This window comes from Tannerella forsythia 92A2, from assembly GCF_000238215.1.
Lineage (GTDB): Bacteria > Bacteroidota > Bacteroidia > Bacteroidales > Tannerellaceae > Tannerella > Tannerella forsythia.
The window spans coordinates 855,064-875,148 of sequence record NC_016610.1 but is presented as its reverse complement, the minus strand read 5'-3'; the positions used below and the strand labels follow the sequence as shown (position 1 = coordinate 875,148).

At 48.5% G+C, this 20,085-nt stretch carries 17 protein-coding genes; 4 read left to right on the top strand and 13 right to left on the bottom strand.

The annotated features are described in order from the left end of the window. Nucleotides 1-142: 142 nt before the first annotated feature. The 3 genes from BFO_RS03545 to BFO_RS03535 are packed head-to-tail and all read right to left on the bottom strand — an operon-like array spanning nt 143 to nt 3,416. Nucleotides 143-1,882: a sulfatase-like hydrolase/transferase gene (locus BFO_RS03545; RefSeq protein ID WP_014224235.1), complete on the bottom strand. Its 1,740-nt coding sequence runs from the start codon at nt 1,880-1,882 to the stop codon at nt 143-145. A gap of 6 nt (nt 1,883-1,888) precedes the next feature. Next, the gene (gene dprA / locus BFO_RS03540; protein ID WP_014224234.1) at nt 1,889-3,001 is read right to left on the bottom strand and encodes a DNA-processing protein DprA; all 1,113 of its coding nucleotides are present in this window, start codon (nt 2,999-3,001) and stop codon (nt 1,889-1,891) included. Between the two features lie 22 nt (nt 3,002-3,023). Next, nucleotides 3,024-3,416: an acyl-CoA thioesterase gene (locus BFO_RS03535; RefSeq protein WP_014224233.1), complete on the bottom strand. Its 393-nt coding sequence runs from the start codon at nt 3,414-3,416 to the stop codon at nt 3,024-3,026. A 405-nt stretch (nt 3,417-3,821) separates the two neighbouring features. On the opposite strand from BFO_RS03535, the gene BFO_RS15465 reads away from it, so the two are divergent. Together BFO_RS15465 and BFO_RS03525 are read left to right on the top strand one after the other, a co-directional pair. After that, nucleotides 3,822-4,454: a hypothetical protein gene (locus BFO_RS15465; protein ID WP_014224231.1), complete on the top strand. Its 633-nt coding sequence runs from the start codon at nt 3,822-3,824 to the stop codon at nt 4,452-4,454. A gap of 46 nt (nt 4,455-4,500) precedes the next feature. After that, entirely contained in the window at nt 4,501-5,274 is a 774-nt protein-coding gene (locus BFO_RS03525; RefSeq protein WP_167536499.1) for a hypothetical protein, read from the top strand. A gap of 54 nt (nt 5,275-5,328) precedes the next feature. On the opposite strand, the gene BFO_RS03520 is transcribed toward BFO_RS03525, so the two are convergent. The 5 genes from BFO_RS03520 to nadA form a co-directional block, all read right to left on the bottom strand. Then, nucleotides 5,329-6,045: a hypothetical protein gene (locus BFO_RS03520; RefSeq protein WP_014224229.1), complete on the bottom strand. Its 717-nt coding sequence runs from the start codon at nt 6,043-6,045 to the stop codon at nt 5,329-5,331. Continuing rightward, nucleotides 6,042-6,716: a DUF2461 domain-containing protein gene (locus tag BFO_RS03515; protein ID WP_014224228.1), complete on the bottom strand. Its 675-nt coding sequence runs from the start codon at nt 6,714-6,716 to the stop codon at nt 6,042-6,044. The genes BFO_RS03520 and BFO_RS03515 overlap by 4 nt, the downstream gene beginning before the upstream one ends. Nucleotides 6,717-6,779: 63 nt before the next feature. Continuing rightward, nucleotides 6,780-8,159, bottom strand: coding sequence for a tetratricopeptide repeat protein (locus tag BFO_RS03510; protein WP_014224227.1), 1,380 nt, complete (start codon nt 8,157-8,159; stop codon nt 6,780-6,782). A 38-nt stretch (nt 8,160-8,197) separates the two neighbouring features. Continuing rightward, nucleotides 8,198-11,140: a triple tyrosine motif-containing protein gene (locus BFO_RS03505; protein WP_014224226.1), complete on the bottom strand. Its 2,943-nt coding sequence runs from the start codon at nt 11,138-11,140 to the stop codon at nt 8,198-8,200. Between the two features lie 14 nt (nt 11,141-11,154). Further along, the gene (nadA, locus tag BFO_RS03500) at nt 11,155-12,087 is read right to left on the bottom strand and encodes a quinolinate synthase NadA (protein ID WP_014224225.1); all 933 of its coding nucleotides are present in this window, start codon (nt 12,085-12,087) and stop codon (nt 11,155-11,157) included. A gap of 342 nt (nt 12,088-12,429) precedes the next feature. Here nadA and BFO_RS03495 point away from each other — a divergent pair, with 342 nt between their 5' ends. Continuing rightward, a complete protein-coding gene (locus BFO_RS03495; RefSeq protein ID WP_041590639.1) occupies nt 12,430-13,560 on the top strand; it encodes an aldose epimerase family protein in 1,131 nt (376 codons plus the stop codon). 317 nt (nt 13,561-13,877) lie between these two features. Here BFO_RS03495 and BFO_RS03490 read toward each other — a convergent pair whose 3' ends face one another. Together BFO_RS03490 and BFO_RS03485 are read right to left on the bottom strand one after the other, a co-directional pair. Next, the gene (locus BFO_RS03490) at nt 13,878-15,236 is read right to left on the bottom strand and encodes a sodium-dependent transporter (RefSeq protein ID WP_014224222.1); all 1,359 of its coding nucleotides are present in this window, start codon (nt 15,234-15,236) and stop codon (nt 13,878-13,880) included. Further along, complete coding sequence (locus BFO_RS03485; protein WP_014224221.1) at nt 15,233-15,880, bottom strand: ABC transporter ATP-binding protein; 648 nt, start codon at nt 15,878-15,880, stop codon at nt 15,233-15,235. Before BFO_RS03485 ends, BFO_RS03490 begins: the two co-directional genes overlap by 4 nt. A gap of 197 nt (nt 15,881-16,077) precedes the next feature. Here BFO_RS03485 and BFO_RS03480 point away from each other — a divergent pair, with 197 nt between their 5' ends. Continuing rightward, entirely contained in the window at nt 16,078-16,629 is a 552-nt protein-coding gene (locus tag BFO_RS03480) for a DUF2179 domain-containing protein (RefSeq protein WP_041591091.1), read from the top strand. A gap of 3 nt (nt 16,630-16,632) precedes the next feature. On the opposite strand, the gene BFO_RS03475 is transcribed toward BFO_RS03480, so the two are convergent. From BFO_RS03475 to BFO_RS03465, 3 genes are read right to left on the bottom strand one after another with little or no spacing between them, the layout of a single operon-like run. Continuing rightward, complete coding sequence (locus tag BFO_RS03475) at nt 16,633-17,919, bottom strand: histidine-type phosphatase (RefSeq protein ID WP_014224218.1); 1,287 nt, start codon at nt 17,917-17,919, stop codon at nt 16,633-16,635. Nucleotides 17,920-17,967: 48 nt separating this feature from the next. Then, on the bottom strand, nt 17,968-19,113 hold the full coding sequence (locus tag BFO_RS03470; protein WP_041591090.1) for an OprO/OprP family phosphate-selective porin: 1,146 nt from the start codon (nt 19,111-19,113) through the stop codon (nt 17,968-17,970). Between the two features lie 16 nt (nt 19,114-19,129). Beyond that, nucleotides 19,130-19,909, bottom strand: coding sequence for an acid phosphatase (locus tag BFO_RS03465; protein WP_014224216.1), 780 nt, complete (start codon nt 19,907-19,909; stop codon nt 19,130-19,132). Between the last annotated feature and the right edge of the window lie 176 nt (nt 19,910-20,085).

The following is a 20,085-nucleotide window of genomic DNA, read 5'->3' as shown; positions in this document are numbered from 1 at the left end:
TATTTAACTTATTTGTTCTTGACAAATAAGAGGTATGACTGTATCTTTGCATCGTGGTTTTTTCATAATAGTATTAGATTTAAGGTTAACAAAGTGGGTTAGAGGCTGTCGTGAGATAGCCTTTAATTTTTTTATATCTGTTTCATTTTTCTGCCCGAGGAGAAGAGAGCACCTTATCGGATAAGCTTTTAATCTGTTTCCATTCTTTATTCAGATTGTCGAAGAATGTATTCGATGCCATGGTTCGGCGATGTTTTTGTCGAATCTCGTGGGTCATATCAAGCACTGATTCGTAGGGTATTTGGCCGACGATTCGCGGACGGGGCGCGAATTGCGCGGAAAAAATACTCCGGCGCGTGTCGTATCCTTCATACCGCAATCCTCCCAAATCCGAAAGGCTGTACAATACATCCACGGTTGAATAGGGACGCTTCGTATCGAAGACAAGATCGCTTCTCCGTTGCTTGTAATCGTCCGACATCCATAGGATAAACGGTATTTCACACATGTAAGAGGAAATTTTTTCGTAAGCATGACCGGCAAATTCGCGCAAATCATATACTTCTTCGCCATGATCGGAGAAATAGAGCATGGCCGATCTTTTCTTTTCACTCTTTATCATGTCAATTATTGAGGCGAGCAAATAGTCATTATAGCGCACGGAATTATCGTACCGGTCGATCACCGTCTTGGCATCAGCGGTGAGCTGTATGTCTCGACGCCCGATGGGATGATGCAAATGGTTGAAATGCTCGAAATTTTCGGGATAGCGGTATTTGTACGCGATATGGCTTCCCATCAGATGCAACACGATAAGTTGGGGCTTGTTCGTTTGTTCCTGCAACGCCTGCCTGAGTGATTTGAGCATCACGCCATCCGGCTCGTTCAGCCGTGAGAGGTCGGTCGTATGTTGGGCCAACCTCAGCAATGATTCGTAGCTGGAGGATGAGTTTTCGAAAGGCTGGTTACTGATCAGATACGTTTCGTATCCTGCACGGTTGAATAACTCGAAGAGTGACGGCTGTTCGGTCAGTTTCTCGGGATGCTCATGATCTGCAAAGGTGAGTGCGGCTCGCAAGACGGGAATGGTATGTACTTGCGGCGAAACCACATCACGATAAACGTTCAATCTGCTTTTCTGTGCCGACAGCAACGGGTTTGTATCCCTGCCATAGCCATAGAGCGACATGTGATGCCGGGTATGTGATTCGCCGATCACAACGACCAACGTCTGCGGTGCTTTTTCGGGAAGCATGCTTACGTCGAAGGGAAGAGTCTGGCGTTCTGCGATCTCTTTTTCTTCACGTAACCTCTGCCGTTTATAATCGGCAAAAACGCGATAGAAGTCGACGAAGTAAATGCGCTGTGCCACAGGCTCGATAGCCAGAAACAACAACAACAGCAGTACGCAGGCAAAAAAGGCGTTTTTATGCTTTCCTACGCGGTGAAAAACGACTTGTTTCATTTTACAGATCATCACGATGGGAAGCAGGACATATAAAGCGACCCCCATGACGATCCAGGGGTTTACATAGGTGATAAATTCCTTCGCCTCATCCGTATTCGTCTCGAAAAGTGAAGTAATCGTCCCACCCGAAAGCAACACATTTGCAATCAGTAGGTAACTGAGCAAAATCGTACTTGGTATGATGGTAATCGCCAATAGAATGGAATAGAATATACGGATCCCTTTCGTCGTCATAAATGAAGAGAGGATGAAGACTACGGACAGCAGTCCGAAACTCACGAGGAAACCGGAGATAAGCGTTTTGGCCGGTATGTTTTGAGCAATCAGGCTCATGGACGGAACGAGCAGCAGGATATACATTAAGAAGAATATCTGCAGTTTCCGTTCCTTTATTGTCTGATAGAACTTTTTCATCTGTTTTTAATCGGTTAATTTATACATTCCTCCCGGCAGAGCGATGATATGTCCGGCAAGCTCGAGTTCGAAAAGTATCGGAGTCACTTGATGTACGGGCAGGTTTATTGCCATCGCCAAGTCATTGATTTGCATCTCACCTCTGTCGGCCAGTATTTTTACGATCGGATGATCGGGTTTCTCAAGTTTCAGCTTCAACTGTCCTTTGACGCTCAGGCCCGTTGTGTCAGTATCCCAGCAAAGGGCGCGGATCAGGTCTTGTCCCGAAGTGATCAGGCCGGCTTTGTTCGTTTGAATCATCCGGTTACATCCGGCCGAACACTCGTCGGTCGTTCGTCCCGGAAAGGCATAAACATCGCGTCCGTATGAGCACGCGATATCAGCCGTGACAAGCGCTCCGCCACGTTCTGCCGATTCGACGACGACCGTAGTATCGGAGAGTCCGGCAATCAGTCGGTTACGCTTCAAGAAGTTCTCGCGGTCAGGATTCGTCTCACTGGAAAAATCGGTCAACAGCCCCCCTTGTTCAAGCATTTCGGCTGCCGTATTTCGATGTTCGGCAGGATAAATCCGGTCTAACCCGTGTGCCAAGACACCGACAGTGGATAAGCCATTCTTTAAAGCGCTGCGATGCGAACAGATATCGATACCGTACGCCAATCCGCTGACGATAAGCAGAGCGGGATATGCTTCGGCCAGTTCTCTGACTAACCGTTCGGTCAGCATCCGCCCGTAATCCGTTGCACGTCTCGTCCCAACGATACTGATGATCTTCGTTGCGTTCAGGTTGGCCTTACCTTTGTAATAGAAAACGACGGGAGCATCCTGACATTCGCGCAGGCGCTTCGGATAGTCATGCTCCGTGATGGCATACAACCGTACGTTTTTTTTCTCGATAAAAGAAACTTCTTTTTCTGCCCGTTTTAAGGCCTCGTTTTTTCCTTCATCGATCCGTCGGGCCGTATATTCGCCGATGCCCGGTATCTTTTCCAAGACTCGCCGATGCGAAGTAAAGACCTCCTCAGCCGTTCCGAAATATTGCAACAGCGCACGCGCTAACACATCGCCGACACCTTGAAGCATCGTCAGAGCAATCAGTGCAGTGGGATCGGCCGTCATATGGAAAAAGGACAAACAGAATTTAAGGAATCAGACGGTCGAAGTACTCGCCGCGAGTCAGTTTCCCATCTTGTACCATCACGGTCTCCACTCGCCCCGATGCAGCCAGAATCCCATCGGACTTCCGGTAAATATCCTGTTCGAATACGAGTTTGATACCTTCGCGTTTGAGATTTACGCACGACACGAAATGGTCGCCGCTTCGCAAAGAATGTTTGTATTTGATCTCTACTTTCGCCACGAACGCATCCAGTCCCTTCTCGTGTATCTCTCCGAAGTTTTCGCCGAGCGACTCCAGATATTCATGACGCGTATGTTCCATATAGTGCTGGTAATTGGCATTGTTCACCACGCCCTGCAAGTCGCATTCGTAGTCGCGCACCTTCATCTCCAGCTTGAAAATATATTCCTTCATATCCTGAGTTATTATCTTACGGACGGGCAAAGGTAGGCATATTATGCGAACATGCAAATGTCTATCGTTTGACTTTAACCATTTTATACAATTAATTATTGCCTTGCAAGTGACGGGTTTCTCGGTGGTAAACTCCGGTGTTTGGATGAAAGCGATTTCTCGTGATCTCTTCGACGATCCAACCTTTTTATGAACGAATGTATGTCATTATACGACAGTATCTTCTCATCGTTTTTTTATCTATTCAAAAAAAAATTGCTTTGCGGCAACGTTTCACCTGTTTTTTCCGTCTATATATAAAGATAAAAGTTTTTTTACGGAGATAAATAAAAAGAGAGGATTTTTCTGCCCATTGGTGTGGAGTCTGTTGTTTTATATAAATGAGAATAAATAAAAAAAATCTTAATGAAGAAACTGTTCTGTTTTGTTTGTCTGGCTGTATTGGTGGTGGGTGCGCGAGCGCAAGATGATTTACCGGATAGGAGACGATCTACCTTCCATCCGCGGCGTGAGGTTTCCTTCGGTTGGGGATGGGTCGAACTATCTTCTCCATCGTGGTGGGAGAGTCATGACTATCCGAATTGGTGGCGGACACCACTCGATCGGTATAATCAGGGACGATATACGTATGACGAGCGCCATTACACACAAGCGCTTTCGTTCTCCTACACACAGGAGATGAAACGATGGCTCGCTGTGGGTCTTAATGTTTCCTATTCAGGGGCTTTTCAAAACCGCAGAATCAGTGAATCGTTTTTGATAGATGATACTTACCGCAAACACTGTTTTGCATTTTATCCGACGATACGTTTCATCTATTTCAATCGTCCTGTCGTACGTCTCTATTCGGGGTTCGGATTAGGATTTGGCATGGAAAGCGAGAGAGAATTCGGCATGCGTGAATACTCTCATCGAACGTTTGTAACCGGACAGCTCACTTTCTTCGGGGTATCCTTCGGACGTAACCTTTTCGGATCTTGGGAAATCGGATACGGAACGATGGGCTTCCTGAAGGCCGGTGCAGGTTATCGTTTCTGAAAAAAACAATGGTTAAATATTCAAATATACTTACACGACTATGAAAATGAAACAGTTCCTTTTAAGTCTGACTCTACTGAGCATGACGTGCAGTTGCGTATATTACGATGAAAGCCGGCGCAGAACTCATCCTGGCCGTGTAGCGTTCGACTATACGTATAATGTGTTGGAAAAATACGCGACCATGCTCGAATATGCCTATCGTTTCAACGAATACTATTCGCAGACGGACCTCGCCAAACGCGACTCGGTCGACAAGCTCTACTTCAACAACGTAAAAATACTTCGTGGCGAAGAAGAAAATACGTGGACGCTTCGGCACCTTTCTGAAGATAAAATGCACATGTCCGTCCGAACGAACGGACACAATCTCAATGCTCCCGGAACATGGACGGTGCGTGACTTATCTTCTTCGTCGGTAAAGCAACGGATCATCTACGAATTCGAGATTAAAAACGAAGACAGAAATACATGGAGCGTTGCCCGTCATAACAACCGGGACAGGGAATTCGAGTATTCCTGCTCGTGGAAGATTCACTTCGGAAAAGGCGCGTCGCGCAAAATCGAAGGAGAAGGCACGCTGTTGAGCATCCAATCGCCCAAGCTCCAACTCGATTATACGATCGAGGTACCCTTGCGTATTGAGAAAATACGTGGTGAGGCCGGTTTTATGGATGGAATCATCAAAATACTGGCTACCGATGTAAGGGAAAAAAGAACGGAAGAAACAAAAGCCTGTATCACTTCACACGATAATGTCGAGATTCGTTACCTCAACTCCCGTGAGCACTGGATATACAACGGTCGATTGAGATTTTAACGGAAACGAAACGAATGGTATCGCAAAGACGGAAGACAAAGGCACGCGAGAGATTTAACACACGACATGCCTGAATGTTTTCCGGGGCAGACCGGGGCGGAAAAAGACAATGCCCCATGTGCACGCATCGATACTGACTGTGGCGGACGGAAAGGCACAAGCCGTTCGCCACGCTTCGTTTGCCTCCGGCGAAGCGTCGATTCCCCGGACGATCAGCAGGGTATCTTCATGGATATAGCCGGCACAGCATCGGAGCAGAGCGGATAATGCGCCTGTTATCTCATCAAGCACGATACAATCGGGATGTCCGAATTCAGCAAGCGCCTTGGGTAACGAAACCTCGTATGTCTCATAACGGACTTCGACAGGCGATGTGGCCCGCTCACGCAGCAAGCTCCGCGCCACATTGGCCATCACGGCATCCTGCTCTAAGGCAATGCCGTGCAGCCCTCCCGAAGCATAGCTCGTCAGGCTGAGCGGAATCAGTCCCGCTCCGCTCCCGACCATGATAATGCGACATGGTTTGAAACGATTCGCCAGCCGGAAAAGCCACTCGCATTCATGTCGGGAAAGGCTTTGCCGTTTGACTGCATTTTTCATCTTTGCAGCATCTTGCAGCATCAGACGGGCAGCTTTCAGTTCGGTATAGGCATAGTACCCGTGTCGTTCTTCGAGCACGTTGGTAATCAAATCGAAGACGAATGGCGAATGAACTCCGTAACCTTTACGGCAGAAGAGATACCGATACAGACGCTTCAAAAAACGTTTCATGCTTTCCCGAAAAACTCACCGATGGTATAATTCAGAAAATGGTTGAACGGCTGTAGCAGTTTGAAATCCTCGACGGTGCGATCTATCCAGTCATCGGCACAGAAGAACGCCTCCGTTTTGACGCTCGACACGACGAAGCTCTTATATTTCAAGATCTCACCGTGTTTAGTCTCGGTGGGAAAACCTTGCGGCATCCGGCTGAGTTTGTCGCCTTCTAATTCACCGAATACTTTTCTGAGCTTCGGGTCTTCGTAAATTTGGAGAAACTCGTCCATATTATCGAACAGGTCTTTTCGTAGTTGCTTAAGCATAGCCGGAGCAGGACACCATACGCCTCCCGAGAGAAACGGTTTACCCGGCTCAAGATGGATGTAATAGCCGCCGTAGGGACTGGTACGTCCTCCGAAACCGGTCATATACGCTCCGAAATGAGTTTTGTAAGGCGTTTTATCCTGCGAAAAACGCAGATCCCGATAGATGCGATACACGCAACTCCGGGCATCCAGCCCGCCAATCTCGGGATCGAACGTGGCGATACGGTCGATCAGTTGCCTCACATGGTCGACGAAAGTGGCATGCAAAGCATCATACCGTTTCTTGTTGGCCTGAAACCATTCCCTGTTATTGTTTTCCTGAAGTTCCCGGAGGAACTCAAACAATGCTCTATTCATCTGTCTGTCGTTTATCTGTCCGACAAAAATAGTGCAAAAATCCGGAACGTCTGTCCGAGTGTATTACTCTTTTTCGGGGAGTTGCCGAATCACGGTCTGCAACTGCTCCTCCGTGCAGACGCCTTTTTTACCGTCGGGGGCGAGCGTCGGCAACTGTTTCACGCTACGGAAAAACATTTCTTCCTGAAACTGCGAAAGCAGCGAACGGAGGTAAACCAGATGATCTTTCCTGCGCTCCGGCCTTTTCAGATATTCGGTCGCGAAAAGCATGTTGATGAAGAGGGCACGCCGGCGATAGTCGTCAGACTGTTCCGCCATCTTAGAGGTTCGGTATCGCTGCCAGATGCATCCCAGCATATCGAACCGCTGACTCTCGGTCCAGAGTTGGTAATAGAGCACGTTCGCCTTGTCATGCTGGTTGTCACGATCAAGGGTTTCGGCCCGGAACCGTATCAACATATCGACTAAGGCAGGTGAGGGTTGCATGAGCGCTTCGGCCTTGTCGAACAATTTGAACGCTCGTTTACGGTCGAAGGTACGTCCCAATGACGAACCGAGCAACAGGCAGACCTCGACGGATGTCGTATCTTTTTGGTAAGCATTCTCGAGTGGCTCGATCGCCCTCATGTATTGACCGGCATAATATTGGGCCGACCCTCCGTACTTTAACGTATTGTAGGAACTGTCGGCCTGTGCCATAAGCATGGAATAGACCGTATCGGCCTGTGCGTATTTCTGCATGGTAAACAGTGCAAGTCCTTTGCTCTGAAGCAGCAAACGGCTTTGGGGATGATATCGTAAAGACGTGTCACAGACGGCCACTGCCTCTTCCGGCTCTTGAAGCAACAGCAACAGATTAGACAGCGAGGCTGCCAACGACGCGTTTTCCGGCTCCCTTCGAAAAGCGTTCAGATAGTATCGAAAAGCCGAAACGGTGTAGTCCATCCGGTTGTAACAATCACCGATAAGGCGCATCAGTACCGAGTTTTCGGGGTCTTGTCGCAGGAGAAACTCATACCGTCCGATAGCTTTCGGATATTCTCCCTGCTGGGCATAGAGTCGAGCCAATTGATAGTTGGCGTAAAAGTCGGTCGTATCACGTGCGCGCAGTTGTTGCAGATACGTTTCCGCCTCCGCGGTTTTACCCAGATTCGCAGCCATGCGTGAAGCCGTTGCCAGCAGATCCGTCCGGGTCGAGTCGATGGCCAGACAGCGCCGATAATAACGGTAGGCATCGCGGTATTTGAGCATCCCCTCGCAAGCCTGGCCGATGGCATACATCGTGGCATAATCGGCCGTGTCGGCCGGTTGCAGGGTGGCCGCATACGCCATGACTTCGGCATATCGCCGCTTATCGACAAGTTCCTGTAAAGCGACATGCTGCGCTATTCCTTTGCAGACAGTGAGGACAGGTAGCAAAACGATGAATAATCCTGTTTTCATGATGGGTACGTTTTTTTGACCACAAACGTACGAAAAACTTACTTGAAATCAATCATAAAAGAAACAAGGTTGACTTCTTCGGGCAAGTTCAGCTTCTTGCGCAGGCGATAGCGTGCGGCCTCGGCTCCTCGAATCGTCAGGTTCAGCATGTTCGCGATCTCTTTCGAGGAATAGTTAAGGCGGAGCAGGGCACAGAGCTTAAGGTCGGTCGGGGTCAGTACCGGATACTGCTCCTGCAGCCGGCGGAAGAAATTTTCGTGAATCAAATCGAAATTTTCCTGAAACAGTACCCAATCGTCTTCGTCCGAGAGGTTGCTGTCGATAAGTGCGAGGAGTTTGTGACCTTCGTTCTTATTCATCTTCTCCCGGAGAATTACCGCTTGTATCTCGTGTTTTAACTTATTGAGAAACTCTTTTTGGTTGATGATGTTCATCGTGGCGCCTGCCAGTTCTTTGCCCTTGTGAGTCAGATCGGCTTCGAGCCGTTCGTTGCGCAAGGCTGTAATCAGTTTCTCCTGCCGGTCGAGCTGTGCTATCCGTTCCTTCTCCTGCTGTTCGAATAACGCGCTGCGTTTGCGCATTACACGACGTGTGTACAGCCTGATAAAAAAGAACATCAGCAGTATCCCGAGAAACAGATAGCCGACGCCGGCCGTGAACGTCCGATACCACGGTTTTTGGATACGGAACGAGTAGGAAAGAACCGAAAGTTCCTCTCCAAGATCGTTGAGCACACGCGCCCGCAATGTATATTCACCGGCAGGCAGGTAGGCATATTCGATACGACGGTGATCATCGGTAGCTATCCATCGTGTGTCGTATGGCTCCAGCAGGCACTCTATCCGGAAAGCCTTCCGCGAGAAATCGGGATACTGAAAAGCAAACGTCAGATGATTGAACGCATAATCGATCGGAGCCGGAGGTACATCGACCGGCAGATGCTGACGTTGGTCGTTCCTGCGATTGTAGGTCGACACGGCATGCAGGCGTAACGTTTTCGGAGGATAAGGGATACCCGATTGCGGCAAGTACCGTGCGATGCCACCGTCGAGGCAAAGATACGATACCCCATCGTTCGTTACATGTACGTTACCGCGTCCGCTGTTGGGCGGATGATTCAAAATGGCAAACGGAATTTTTTCGCGCAGACGATAGATATTGTTGTGCAGCCCGACAAGCACATAAGCGCCGTCGCACACGAACCAGTACAGACTGTCGTTGATGGCGGTCATGCGGTTGACGTCTTCCAGTCCGCAGAGTTGTGTGTTGAGTTGCTCATAGAGCACGATCCGTCGGTCAATGTCGTCATAAGTATAAAAATGTCGGCCGTCGGAGAAGACGATACGCCCGCGCAGTTTCATCACGCGGATGTGTGCCGGGGTGCTGTCGGCAGGATGTAAATGGGGGAAATAAGTTGTCTCGACAACGGTGCTCAACGAATCGTTCAGTCGCAGCCGATACACTCCTTTATACATGTGTCCGGCCCAGATATTTCCGGTATGGTCTGTCTCAAGGTGATGGATCAGGTCATAGAACCCGTCAATCTGTCGGGCGAACATCCAGCGGCCGGCCTCGTTCCGGCGATAGACGGACAGGTAAGTGTATGTCGACTCGATCAGCACGTCCTGCTCATGCAGCCGCGCCTGACGGATATCCATTCCACCCGTGCTCGTTTCAAGGGGGAGATTCCGGTCGTTCCGGATGAATGATGTGCCGCGGTTATTACCTGTAATCATCTGTCCGTCGAAGCAACGGATAAACCACGATTGCGTATCGAAGCCCGGCAACCGATCCATCTGTCCGTCTATTCTGGATGATTTGTAAACCCCTTGATTGGTGGCAAGATAGAGCTTGCCGTCGTAAAAAAGCATCTCTTCTACCAGGCCCAACTGAATGCCGTCCGGTTGAAAGAACGACAATTCCGATCGCGTATGAACAAGGGAAATACCATTATCTAACGCAGCCCATACATGATGATCGCGATCGACGAACAGACCGAGTACCGTGTTGTTGTTCAGTCCGTTTTGCCGATGTAGAAGCCATCGCCGCGTCCCGTCTCGACCGACGGCGAACAATCCTTTATTCAACGTACCGACAATATAAATCGAATCGTGTGTACAAACCGCACGGTTGACGGCCGCTGTGCGCAGTTCGGAGTCGATATCCGTCGGCCAAGGGCGTATGGCATGCGTTGCCGGGTCGAAGATAAAGAACCCGTGTTGTGACGAGACGAGCAGCCACTCTCTGCCAAAAGGCAGTACCGAAACGATATCGTCATCGCCTACCTGCTTGCGCTCGAAGAGCCGTTCCGCCTTGCCATTCTCATTGAATCGATAAAAGTCGTCATTGATCAGTTGCGAGACCAGCTCTCCACCGGCCTCGAAAAAATAAAGCGGCGCAGGGTATGGGCGAGCATGGCGGATGAGACCGTCGGTGGGACGATAAGCGAAATAAGAGGAGAAAGATTGAAAGTAAATGACCGTCCCGACCTTATGAATCGTCCAGATTTCGTCGTTGCGGAAAAGATAATCCTTTACAAGTGGTTTGAGCGAATGATACGTGAGGCGGTGAGCGGCGTCGGCAGTAAAATATCCGAACTCTTCGAACGACCCGACATAAATTCGTTCGGGCCTCGCAGTCGTATCGACAAAAAGTGATTTGACGGACAAGTGATTAGGTAGTCGATGCAACTCCCAGTTGACCCCGTCGAAACACAGCAGGCCGTTGTTGTTGCCGATATACATCACACCGTTGGCACCCTGCGCCACGGCCCAATTCTGGTTACCCCCTCCATACATGGCCGTTGTGTAGTTGTAAACCGGAGGTACAAAAGGAATGTCGTGTGCATGAACATCGAGTCCGATGAGCACACATACCGCCCATCCCAAGAAAGGTATTCGTACGATACGTACCGAACGTTCCCACAGGGTCGAAAGCTGGCATCGACCGACCGATAAATCATCTCGTCTGTTCACGGGCATGCAAATGCAATGTCTCATGACAACTCCAGCATGCGCCGAATCGGTTTGACGGCTCGAAGACGAATGGTCTCGTCTACGAGTATTTCAGGTGTTTCATCTCGCAGACAACGATACAGTTTTTCCATCGTATTCAAACGCATAAAGTTGCATTCGTTGCAGGGGGACGTGCTGTCGTTCGGAGGAGCGGGAATAAACGTCTTGTGAGGATTACGTTTACGCATCTCATGGATGATACCGCTCTCGGTCGATACGATAAACACCGTTTTCGGCGATTGTACGGCATGATGCAGCAGTGCGGCCGTCGAGCCGATAAAATCGGCCATTTGCAAGATAGATTGTTTGCATTCGGGATGTGCAATGATTTCCGCTTCGGGGTGTGTCTTCTTCAAAGCAAGGATTTTCCCTGGTGAAAATTGTTCATGTACATGACATGCGCCCTCCCATAAAAGCATGTTGCGCCCGGTAATACGATTGATATAATTACCCAGATTCCGGTCCGGCCCGAAAATCAGTGAAGCATCTTGAGGGAACGACGCAACAATCTTGTGTGCGTTCGTCGATGTGACTACAACATCAGTCAACGCTTTGACGGCTGCCGAAGTGTTCACATACGAGATTACCCGATGATCCGGATGTGCTTTGACAAACTTCTCAAATTCATCGGCCGGACAGCTGTCTGCCAGCGAACAGCCCGCTTCCATATCAGGAATGAGTACCCTTTTTTCCGGACAGAGAATTTTGGCTGTCTCCCCCATGAAATGTACGCCGCAGAGCACGAGGATATCAGCCGTTGTCTTAGCCGCCCATTGAGCTAATGCAAGACTGTCGCCCACCTTGTCGGCAATATCTTGAATCTCTCCTGTCTGGTAATAATGTGCCAGAATAAACGCATTTTTCTCTTTTCGCAGGCGGTTTATTTCTGTTGCATAATCAATCTTTTCCATCATGAATATCATCCTTTACTTCAAAGTACAAAAATAAGATATTTTTTTCGATAAAATCATTTTGCGTATCAACTCGAACCGATGTCGGAAGAACCGAACGAATCCCTTTCTCTTATCCTGCTCGTCACGTTTTTACAGGAAGTAAAGATTTTGTTTTCCGCTTCTCATTCGTCTTTTTATACCAACGATTGAAAAGTGCGAACAAAAAAATTTTTTTTCATGAACAATCTCTAATTTCTCTTTGTTATAAAAACACAAACCGTTTTTTAGGCACATTGCCACGAAACGAAAAAAAGACGGAGAGGGAATGAAAAAAGAAACAGAAACAGAGAGGGAAATAAACAGATGAAGAAATTGGTTTTAAGTATGTTGGCTGCTGTCGTTATGTTGACAGCGTGTGGTAAAACGGGTGATGAGTTAACGATATCCGGTCTGAACAAGGAGCATTTCGTATCGGAGGTAGAAGGTCATCCGACTGCCTTATATGTTCTTACCAATGATAGAGGGATGGAAGTTTGCATTACGAACTATGGCGGACGCATTGTCTCTGTGATGGTACCCGATAAAAACGGGAAGATGACAGACGTCGTGCTCGGATATGATAAAATTTCCGATTATCTGGCGTCGGACGGAAACTTCGGGGCGATTATCGGGCGGTATGGAAACCGGATCGCAAATGCTTCGTTTAGCTTAGACTCCGTGACCTATACATTGCCGAAAAACGATGAGACGAACTGCCTCCACGGAGGTCCGGAGGGTTTTCATACCAAGGTTTGGACAGCGGAACAGCCGGATGAAAAGACGTTGAAACTGACGTATCTTTCACCCGATGGGGAAGCCGGATTCCCCGGGAACCTGCATGTTGCGGTTACATATCTCCTGACCGAAGAAAATGAGATCGATATACGTTATGCTGCAACAACCGACAAACCGACCGTAGTGAACTTAACGAATCACAGTTATTTCAACCTCTCCGGTGTGCCCGGCTCGCAGGTGCTCGATCATCTGATAATGATCAATGCTGACTATTATACGCCGGTTGATAGCATGCTGATTCCCGATTCGATCGCACCGGTCGAAGGAACTCCAATGGACTTGCGTGATCCGGTAGCGTTGAATTTGCATATCGATAGCTCATCGGAACAAATCGTAAGAGGTCGTGGATTCGACCATAATTGGGTCTTGAATACGAATGGCGATGTGACTAAACTCGCGGCAAAAGCGATCAGTCCCGTGAGTGGAATCGTACTCGAAGTATATACGAAGGAACCGGGGATACAATTTTATTCCGGTAACTTCATGAGCGGAAAGGATATTGGAAAACAGGGAGTAACTTATCCTTATCGGGGGGCACTCTGCTTGGAAACACAGCATTTCCCCGACAGTCCGAATCATCCGGAGTTCCCGACAACGGAACTTCGGCCCGAAAATAGCTATGAAAGTCGGTGTATCTACCGATTTACCATAGATAAATAGTTGTTTGTTTTAGTTGATTTGGAAAAAGGTCAGACTGTGAAGTTTGACCTTTTTTGTTAAGTACTGTAGAATGATGAATAACAGAGGCTCGCTAAATGTGCGTTTTTTTCTATAATCAATCATTTATTGAACTTGCAAAAGTCGAATAAAATCTTTTTCATGTGGGTAAATAAATTTCTTGTGTTGGCAACTAATATATAGTTTCGCGAGGTCTTCCAACATATGTTACGTGTAACTGGAATTTGGAGGGAGGGGGAGCGTTTGCCTTGTCTTTAGAGACCTGTGTATGGAAGATTACGAATGTAAATGAGGGCTCATTAACCGGAGAGCTTGAAGACGCCAAACTGATAAAGCAGAATCAATCCGATACCTGCCGGTGCGATGTATTGCACAAGGAAACGATAGGTTCGGAAGAAATGGAACGGCACGCTGCCTTCGTTCGTCAGTTCGGCTTTCAGGATTTTTCGGTCGATGCGATGCCCGACAAAGATGCAGGTGAGCATACCTCCGAGAGGCAGCATGATTTTAGCGGTCAGAAAATCGAGGCATTCAAAGAATGTCATCCCGATAAGCGTACAGTCTTTCATCAGTCCGAACGAGAGCGAGCTGAATCCGGCCAGAATACAGGTGCCGAGCGATACGTAGACGGTTGCCCGCTTGCGTTTGATGCCATGTTCTTCGTGAATGTAGGCCGTGGCTACTTCGTGCAGCGAGATGGTAGACGTCAGCGCCGCTACGCCCAAAAGGAGGTAGAAGCTGAAAGCCCATACGTTTCCGAAAGGCATCCGGGCGAAGATGTTGGGCAGCGTAATAAATACGAGGGCGACTTTCTCGGTCGGTTCGACACCGAAATGAAAGACGGCCGGAAAAATCATCACTCCGGCCAGCAGCGCCACGACCGTATCGAGTACCACCACCTCGATTGCAGTACGTTGCAAGTTGGTTTTTTTATGAAAATACGAACTGTACGTAATCAGGCATCCCATGCCGATGCTGAGCGAAAAGAATGCCTGCCCCATGGCGCTGAACACGACGGACGAGTTGATTTTCCCGAAATCGGGTTTGAAGAGAAACTCCAACCCTTCGCGAGCGCCCGAAAACATCAGGCTGCGTATGCACAGTATGAGCATGATGACGAAGAGTAGCGGCATCAGGAATTTCGAGGCCCGCTCGATGCCGTTCTTCACACCTACCGTCACGATGAAATGCGTAAGCCCGATGAAGAGTATGGTCCAGAAGACCGGGCGGAAAACCTCGGAAGAGAAGGTGAAAAATTCCGCTTCGAAGTCGGCCGTCGTTTTACCGGTTAACGGCTCGGTCACGGATTGAAAAAGATATTCAAAAGTCCATCCGGCAATGACGAAATAGAAGCCGAGAATAAGGAACGCGATCAGAACTCCGTTGTAACCGATTAGCCCCCATGCCGTACCGGGCGCTATGGCTTTGAAGGCTCCGGCCGCGTTGCGTTGCGTGTGTCGGCCGATGAAGAACTCGGCGATGACGGCCGGCAGTCCGAGAAGCAACACGCAGAGGATATAAATCAGCAGAAACGCGCCGCCCCCATTGGTGCCCAGCATATAAGGGAAACGCCAGATATTGCCTAACCCTACGGCGCTCCCGATGGTGGCGAGCACCACGCCCAATCGGCCGAAAGTGGTCCGTGTGGCCGTACTCATATCTGTCCGTCTTTCATGTGAATGATACGGTCGGCTTGCGTCGCCAGCTGCTCATCGTGTGTGACGATAACGAAGGTCTGTCCCATTTCGTTCCGCAGGTCGAAGAACAGCGCATGCAGCTCTTCCTTGTTCTGCGTGTCCAGACTGCCCGAAGGCTCGTCGGCCAGAATCACGGAAGGCCGGTTGACGAGCGCGCGTGCCACAGCGACCCGTTGTTTTTCGCCGCCCGACAGTTCGGCGGGCTTGTGCGTCATCCGGTCGGAAAGTTTGAGAAAATCCAGCAGTTCTTTCGCCCTTTTTTCGGCGGCAGAGGTGGGTTGGCGGGCAATCAGCGCGGGGATCATCACGTTTTCGAGCGCGGTAAACTCCGGCAGCAACTGATGAAACTGAAAGACGAAACCGATATGGCGGTTGCGGAAATCAGCCATCTGTTTTTCGTTGAGCCGGAAAGGTTCGATGCCTTCGATCAGGAGTGTGCCGCTGTCGGGCTTGTCTAACGTTCCGATAATTTGCAGCAGGGTCGTTTTTCCGGCACCGCTCGGCCCGACGATGGCTACGATTTCTCCGGCGTCGATCGTCAAATCAATACCTTTCAGAATCTCCAGCTTGTCGAAGCGTTTTCTTATTCCTCGCGCTTGTATCATTGTTCAAATAACCTGTCGTTTGGATGAAGTTGCGAAAGTAGATAAAATTCCGGCATCGGACAAGAAAAAGAGAAAAAATGCGTCGGATGATCTGAATGCCTGCCGTTTTGTTCGCGCGATCCGTTAGAAAACGTTATCTTTGCCGCGTATTATCAATATCGCCGTTGCAGCAAACAACACGAAAATTTTATACGTTTATGTTCGAATTTTTAGAGATTTATCCTTGGTTAACACCGATGATTATTTTCTTTGGTCGTATCTGCGATGTGACCTTGGGAACCTTGCGCATCATCTTTGTCTCGAAAGGAGAAAAAAAGAAAGCGCCGGTTGTCGGCTTCTTTGAGGTGTTTATCTGGGTGATTGTGATTTCGCAAATATTTTCTAACGCCAACGATATCGTAGCTTATCTCTCATACGCCGGTGGTTATGCGGCCGGTAATTTCGTGGGGATTATGGTGGAGAACAAGATTGCCATCGGCTTTCTGTTGTTCCGCATTTATACGAAGAAAGACGGTGCCGAGCTGACCCGTCTCCTCAACGATAACGGATTCGGCTCTACGTGCCTTAAGGGCGAAGGAGCGATCTCCGAGGTCTCGGTTATCGAGACCGTCGTAAGTCGTAAGTCGGAGAAGAAAGTCGTTCGTCTGGTGAACTTGTTCGATCCGGATGCTTTTTATCTGGTCGAAGATGTTCGCTCCAAGCAGCGAGGCATTTTTTCGGCTGCCGGCGCGCCCCGTTTGGGGAAATAATATCTACTTTATTTCTTCATATTCACAAATTGCGCGATTAAAACGTGATTGAATATCTTCGAAGGAATAAAGTCCTTCATTATTCGCCTGTAAACCTTCCAGTTTTAACGGATAGACCATCGGAGGATGTTCGAGCGTGAGCATCTGTAGCTCGCGTAATTGCCGGGTACTTTGATAAACGAGGTTCACGGCAATATAGGTCTTACCTTCATGGTTCTCCCATTTTTCGAACACGAGTTTACAGCCTATCGGTGTTTTCTTTTCGATAGAATGAGGAAGTTCGTAATCTTCTATTCCGAGTGCAGCATTGACACTGGCAATATTCGAGTCGTGTCCGCAGAGAAATGTGAACTTACGCGCGGATGCATTCAGCTCGTCCTGCAAATACACAAGTAACGGATGAGCTACATTGACAGCCACAATCGGCGCCGCAAAGAGTACATCACCATACACATCCTTGACCTTTGCAATCTTTTCCCAATCACTCTTCGTGATCGAATGGCAGAAAGCGGCCTTGACCGTGTCAGGCTCTTCGTAATATTGAAGAATAAATGCGTCGGATGCGGAGTTTGCCAACTTTAACGATCCCGTCATATTGGGTTCTTGACCTTTGACAAGTGAGATCTGTGTGTTGTAATCATCGAATGCACATGTCTCTCCCGCTTTGCAGGATGGAGAATATTTTAGATCAAGCACTTTAGCGATTACTTTATATGAATCTTCCAGCTTCTCATTGATCCCGACAATTCCTTTTTTGCCTCCCATAGCTGCAATCTCTTTCAGCGCCTGTGTCTGAAAAGCGTCGCTCACTTTGGTCAGGCGAGGGAAGAAGACGGGATCCATCTTGCTCGGAGAAAAGCGATGGTTGACTCTGATATTTGCCACCGGCATAAATCCGGATGAAAAGTACTGTGCCGTAGCAATAGTACGTTGCATGCTGTTGGCGTAAAAATTCAGCTCATCTGCTGTCGGTACATGATTTTCCTCAAAAAGACCTTCCTCAATAAGCCATTTGCGAAAAAACTGCCCCATCATTGTTTCAAGTATTCCTCCGCGCAGTGTCAGTTCGCTCGGAGCTGACGACCACTCCGTCCATTTGTGGGGTGTCAGGCGACTAAGTGCGCTGCCGTTCGAAGACAGTGGTGAGCGAATATTATGGCGACTGAGAATAACCACTTCTTTCAATTTATATTCGCTTCTGAATTCCTGCGAACGTTCCAGTTGTGCCATCATTACAGCCGGACACAACAGAAGCAGAAGAATCCGGAATGTTTTTTTTCTTTTTATCATGTTTTGAAATGATTAAATTGAAATGATTGTGTTGTTTTTCTGACGGATTCAAAACTTCACCTGAAAACGCGTCTCGATAAGACTCAGATTGGTATCGTCATAGCCGGCTCTGTCGGTTGCTTTTGTCAGCGAACCTCTGACACGCCAGATCATGTATTTGTTCGGATAATAGTTGAAGGTGAGCGACCAGTCGTTCACCCGCCCTCCGAGTATCCGGGCTTTATGATCGGACAGATCGGTGTAGTTGTATCCTAATACAAGCTCCATCGAACCCGGAGCAGGTGTACGGATACCGCTGTCTCCATCAGAGTAAACGTAGCCATTACCTTTTACAAGTCCTCTTAAAAGGGCATACGCACCGCTTGCCTGATAACGGGGTAAATCCTTTTCACGATTTACCGTCACGAAAAAATACTGCGATTCGATAGCCAAACGACCGATAGCCGCCATTACTTCGGGCGTAAACTTGTAAAGCATCTTCGCCTCGGTGATGTCGGCCTGCTGAGCTGCCACGCGCGCGATACGGGTCGGAAATTCCGACTTCAACGCATACGAGCGATGATTATCTTCGGGTTTGGCACTGTATCGAGGCGATTCGAAAGCACCTGAAAGACCGATATGAAGGATATTACCCGGATCGCGCAGGGGGCGGTAGACGAGTCGGCTCATCATACCGTAGCCTTCATTGCCGAGTTTATCCGTACTTTGTTTCATCGCTTCGCTTTCGGCAAAGAGGCTCAGTGTACCGAAAAACTTCCCTTTATTATGAAGAAACATCAGACCGACCAGACGGGAGTTGAAAAAGGCCTGATTGCTGGCCGGTTCCTCCATTGTGATCTTGAAGGAAGAACTTGTTGCGCTCTGCAGCCCGAACTGATGGACGAAATATCCTCCGCGAAGCAGATTCTCCTTATTGAAGACGTATTCCATAAAGATGTCTTTCAGCGAGATTTTTGCATAAGCAAATCCCACATCGACCTTACTCTTCCATTTGCCGTACTGCGCTCCAAACCCGATGCGTACATCGGGGATGGCAACTCCATCATTGAATTTGTCGTTGTAATGGTCGGCATGGAACGCTCCCGCATCCATCAGGATACGCCCCGAAGGTTTCACCGTTAATTTCTCCTCGTCCTGACTATGGGCTGTCCCCATCAACATCAGACCGAGAAGTATGAGAATAAACTGTTTCATCATACGTCCACCCGTTTCAGTTTACCTGTGTCTCGCTTTTCTTTACTTTGCCTTCCTTAACGAGTTTGGCAAACTCCTGCTTGGCCTTGCCGAGCTGCACCATAAAATTCTCATTGGCATGCAGACGGGCAACAACAGCGCTGGCCACCAAACGCGCGGCATCGACATCACTCTGGAAATGATACCCGCAGATAACACGGCTCTGCCCCATCTCATATCCTCTTTTAAGGATTTCGTTCTGACGATCCACATTGATCTCAGCCAGTACGAGTGCCGTAGCCCAACCGATGGCGGTATGTCCCGAGGGATAAGAACCGTTGGTCGAAAGTTCCTGCTGTTGCTTAGGATTACACGTTTCTTCCTGATAAAAAGCAAACGGACGCATGCGCATGTAATGCTCCTTGGCGCCGCGTGTGGCCAGATCACCCGCGTCTTCGCGCATATTCAAGACCAACTTGTGAATTTCGGGGGTTGTCTCCTTCGAGATACGGACTCCGAAAGCTTCTGAAAAGGCTTGCGGCACACCATCCCCATCTACGTTGGCATCCGAAAAAGCCTGCTCGCCGCGTGGCGTGTTTCGCTGCATCTTTCCCCATTGATACTGCGCTTGATCATGAAGAAAAAGAATGCTGCCCGGTTGCGGAGGAGGAGCCAGAAGGTCGAGGCTTCTTGCTACGTCTTCGATCTGTAAGAAATAAAGCGTAGGATTCGTCCGCACGTCTTTGATCTTTTCCTGTCCGAATACAGCAACCGAAATAATGCTCAGTACGACTGCAATAAAAGTTTTCTTTTTCATACCATATAAAGTTTAAATGTTATAAAAATAATTCAGTGATTTGATGTGTACCCTTTGATTTTTAGAGAAATCTTTTCTTTCGGTCTTGCTGTCGATATTTGTGTTTGAGAGAAATGAATCTTTTCGGATCAAATGAATGCAATCAATTTTAAGCATAAACAAAATTGCAGCAAAAT

Bases quoted from the DNA above. Each gene is read 5' to 3' on its own strand.
- BFO_RS03545 (WP_014224235.1), bottom strand. From the start codon at position 1,882: ATGAAAAAGTTCTATCAGACAATAAAGGAACGGAAACTGCAGATATTC.
- dprA (WP_014224234.1), bottom strand. From the start codon at position 3,001: ATGACGGCCGATCCCACTGCACTGATTGCTCTGACGATGCTTCAAGGT.
- BFO_RS03535 (WP_014224233.1), bottom strand. From the start codon at position 3,416: ATGAAGGAATATATTTTCAAGCTGGAGATGAAGGTGCGCGACTACGAA.
- BFO_RS15465 (WP_014224231.1), top strand. From the start codon at position 3,822: ATGAAGAAACTGTTCTGTTTTGTTTGTCTGGCTGTATTGGTGGTGGGT.
- BFO_RS03525 (WP_167536499.1), top strand. From the start codon at position 4,501: ATGAAACAGTTCCTTTTAAGTCTGACTCTACTGAGCATGACGTGCAGT.
- BFO_RS03520 (WP_014224229.1), bottom strand. From the start codon at position 6,045: ATGAAACGTTTTTTGAAGCGTCTGTATCGGTATCTCTTCTGCCGTAAA.
- BFO_RS03515 (WP_014224228.1), bottom strand. From the start codon at position 6,716: ATGAATAGAGCATTGTTTGAGTTCCTCCGGGAACTTCAGGAAAACAAT.
- BFO_RS03510 (WP_014224227.1), bottom strand. From the start codon at position 8,159: ATGAAAACAGGATTATTCATCGTTTTGCTACCTGTCCTCACTGTCTGC.
- BFO_RS03505 (WP_014224226.1), bottom strand. From the start codon at position 11,140: ATGCCCGTGAACAGACGAGATGATTTATCGGTCGGTCGATGCCAGCTT.
- nadA (WP_014224225.1), bottom strand. From the start codon at position 12,087: ATGATGGAAAAGATTGATTATGCAACAGAAATAAACCGCCTGCGAAAA.
- BFO_RS03495 (WP_041590639.1), top strand. From the start codon at position 12,430: ATGAAGAAATTGGTTTTAAGTATGTTGGCTGCTGTCGTTATGTTGACA.
- BFO_RS03490 (WP_014224222.1), bottom strand. From the start codon at position 15,236: ATGAGTACGGCCACACGGACCACTTTCGGCCGATTGGGCGTGGTGCTC.
- BFO_RS03485 (WP_014224221.1), bottom strand. From the start codon at position 15,880: ATGATACAAGCGCGAGGAATAAGAAAACGCTTCGACAAGCTGGAGATT.
- BFO_RS03480 (WP_041591091.1), top strand. From the start codon at position 16,078: ATGTTCGAATTTTTAGAGATTTATCCTTGGTTAACACCGATGATTATT.
- BFO_RS03475 (WP_014224218.1), bottom strand. From the start codon at position 17,919: ATGATAAAAAGAAAAAAAACATTCCGGATTCTTCTGCTTCTGTTGTGT.
- BFO_RS03470 (WP_041591090.1), bottom strand. From the start codon at position 19,113: ATGAAACAGTTTATTCTCATACTTCTCGGTCTGATGTTGATGGGGACA.
- BFO_RS03465 (WP_014224216.1), bottom strand. From the start codon at position 19,909: ATGAAAAAGAAAACTTTTATTGCAGTCGTACTGAGCATTATTTCGGTT.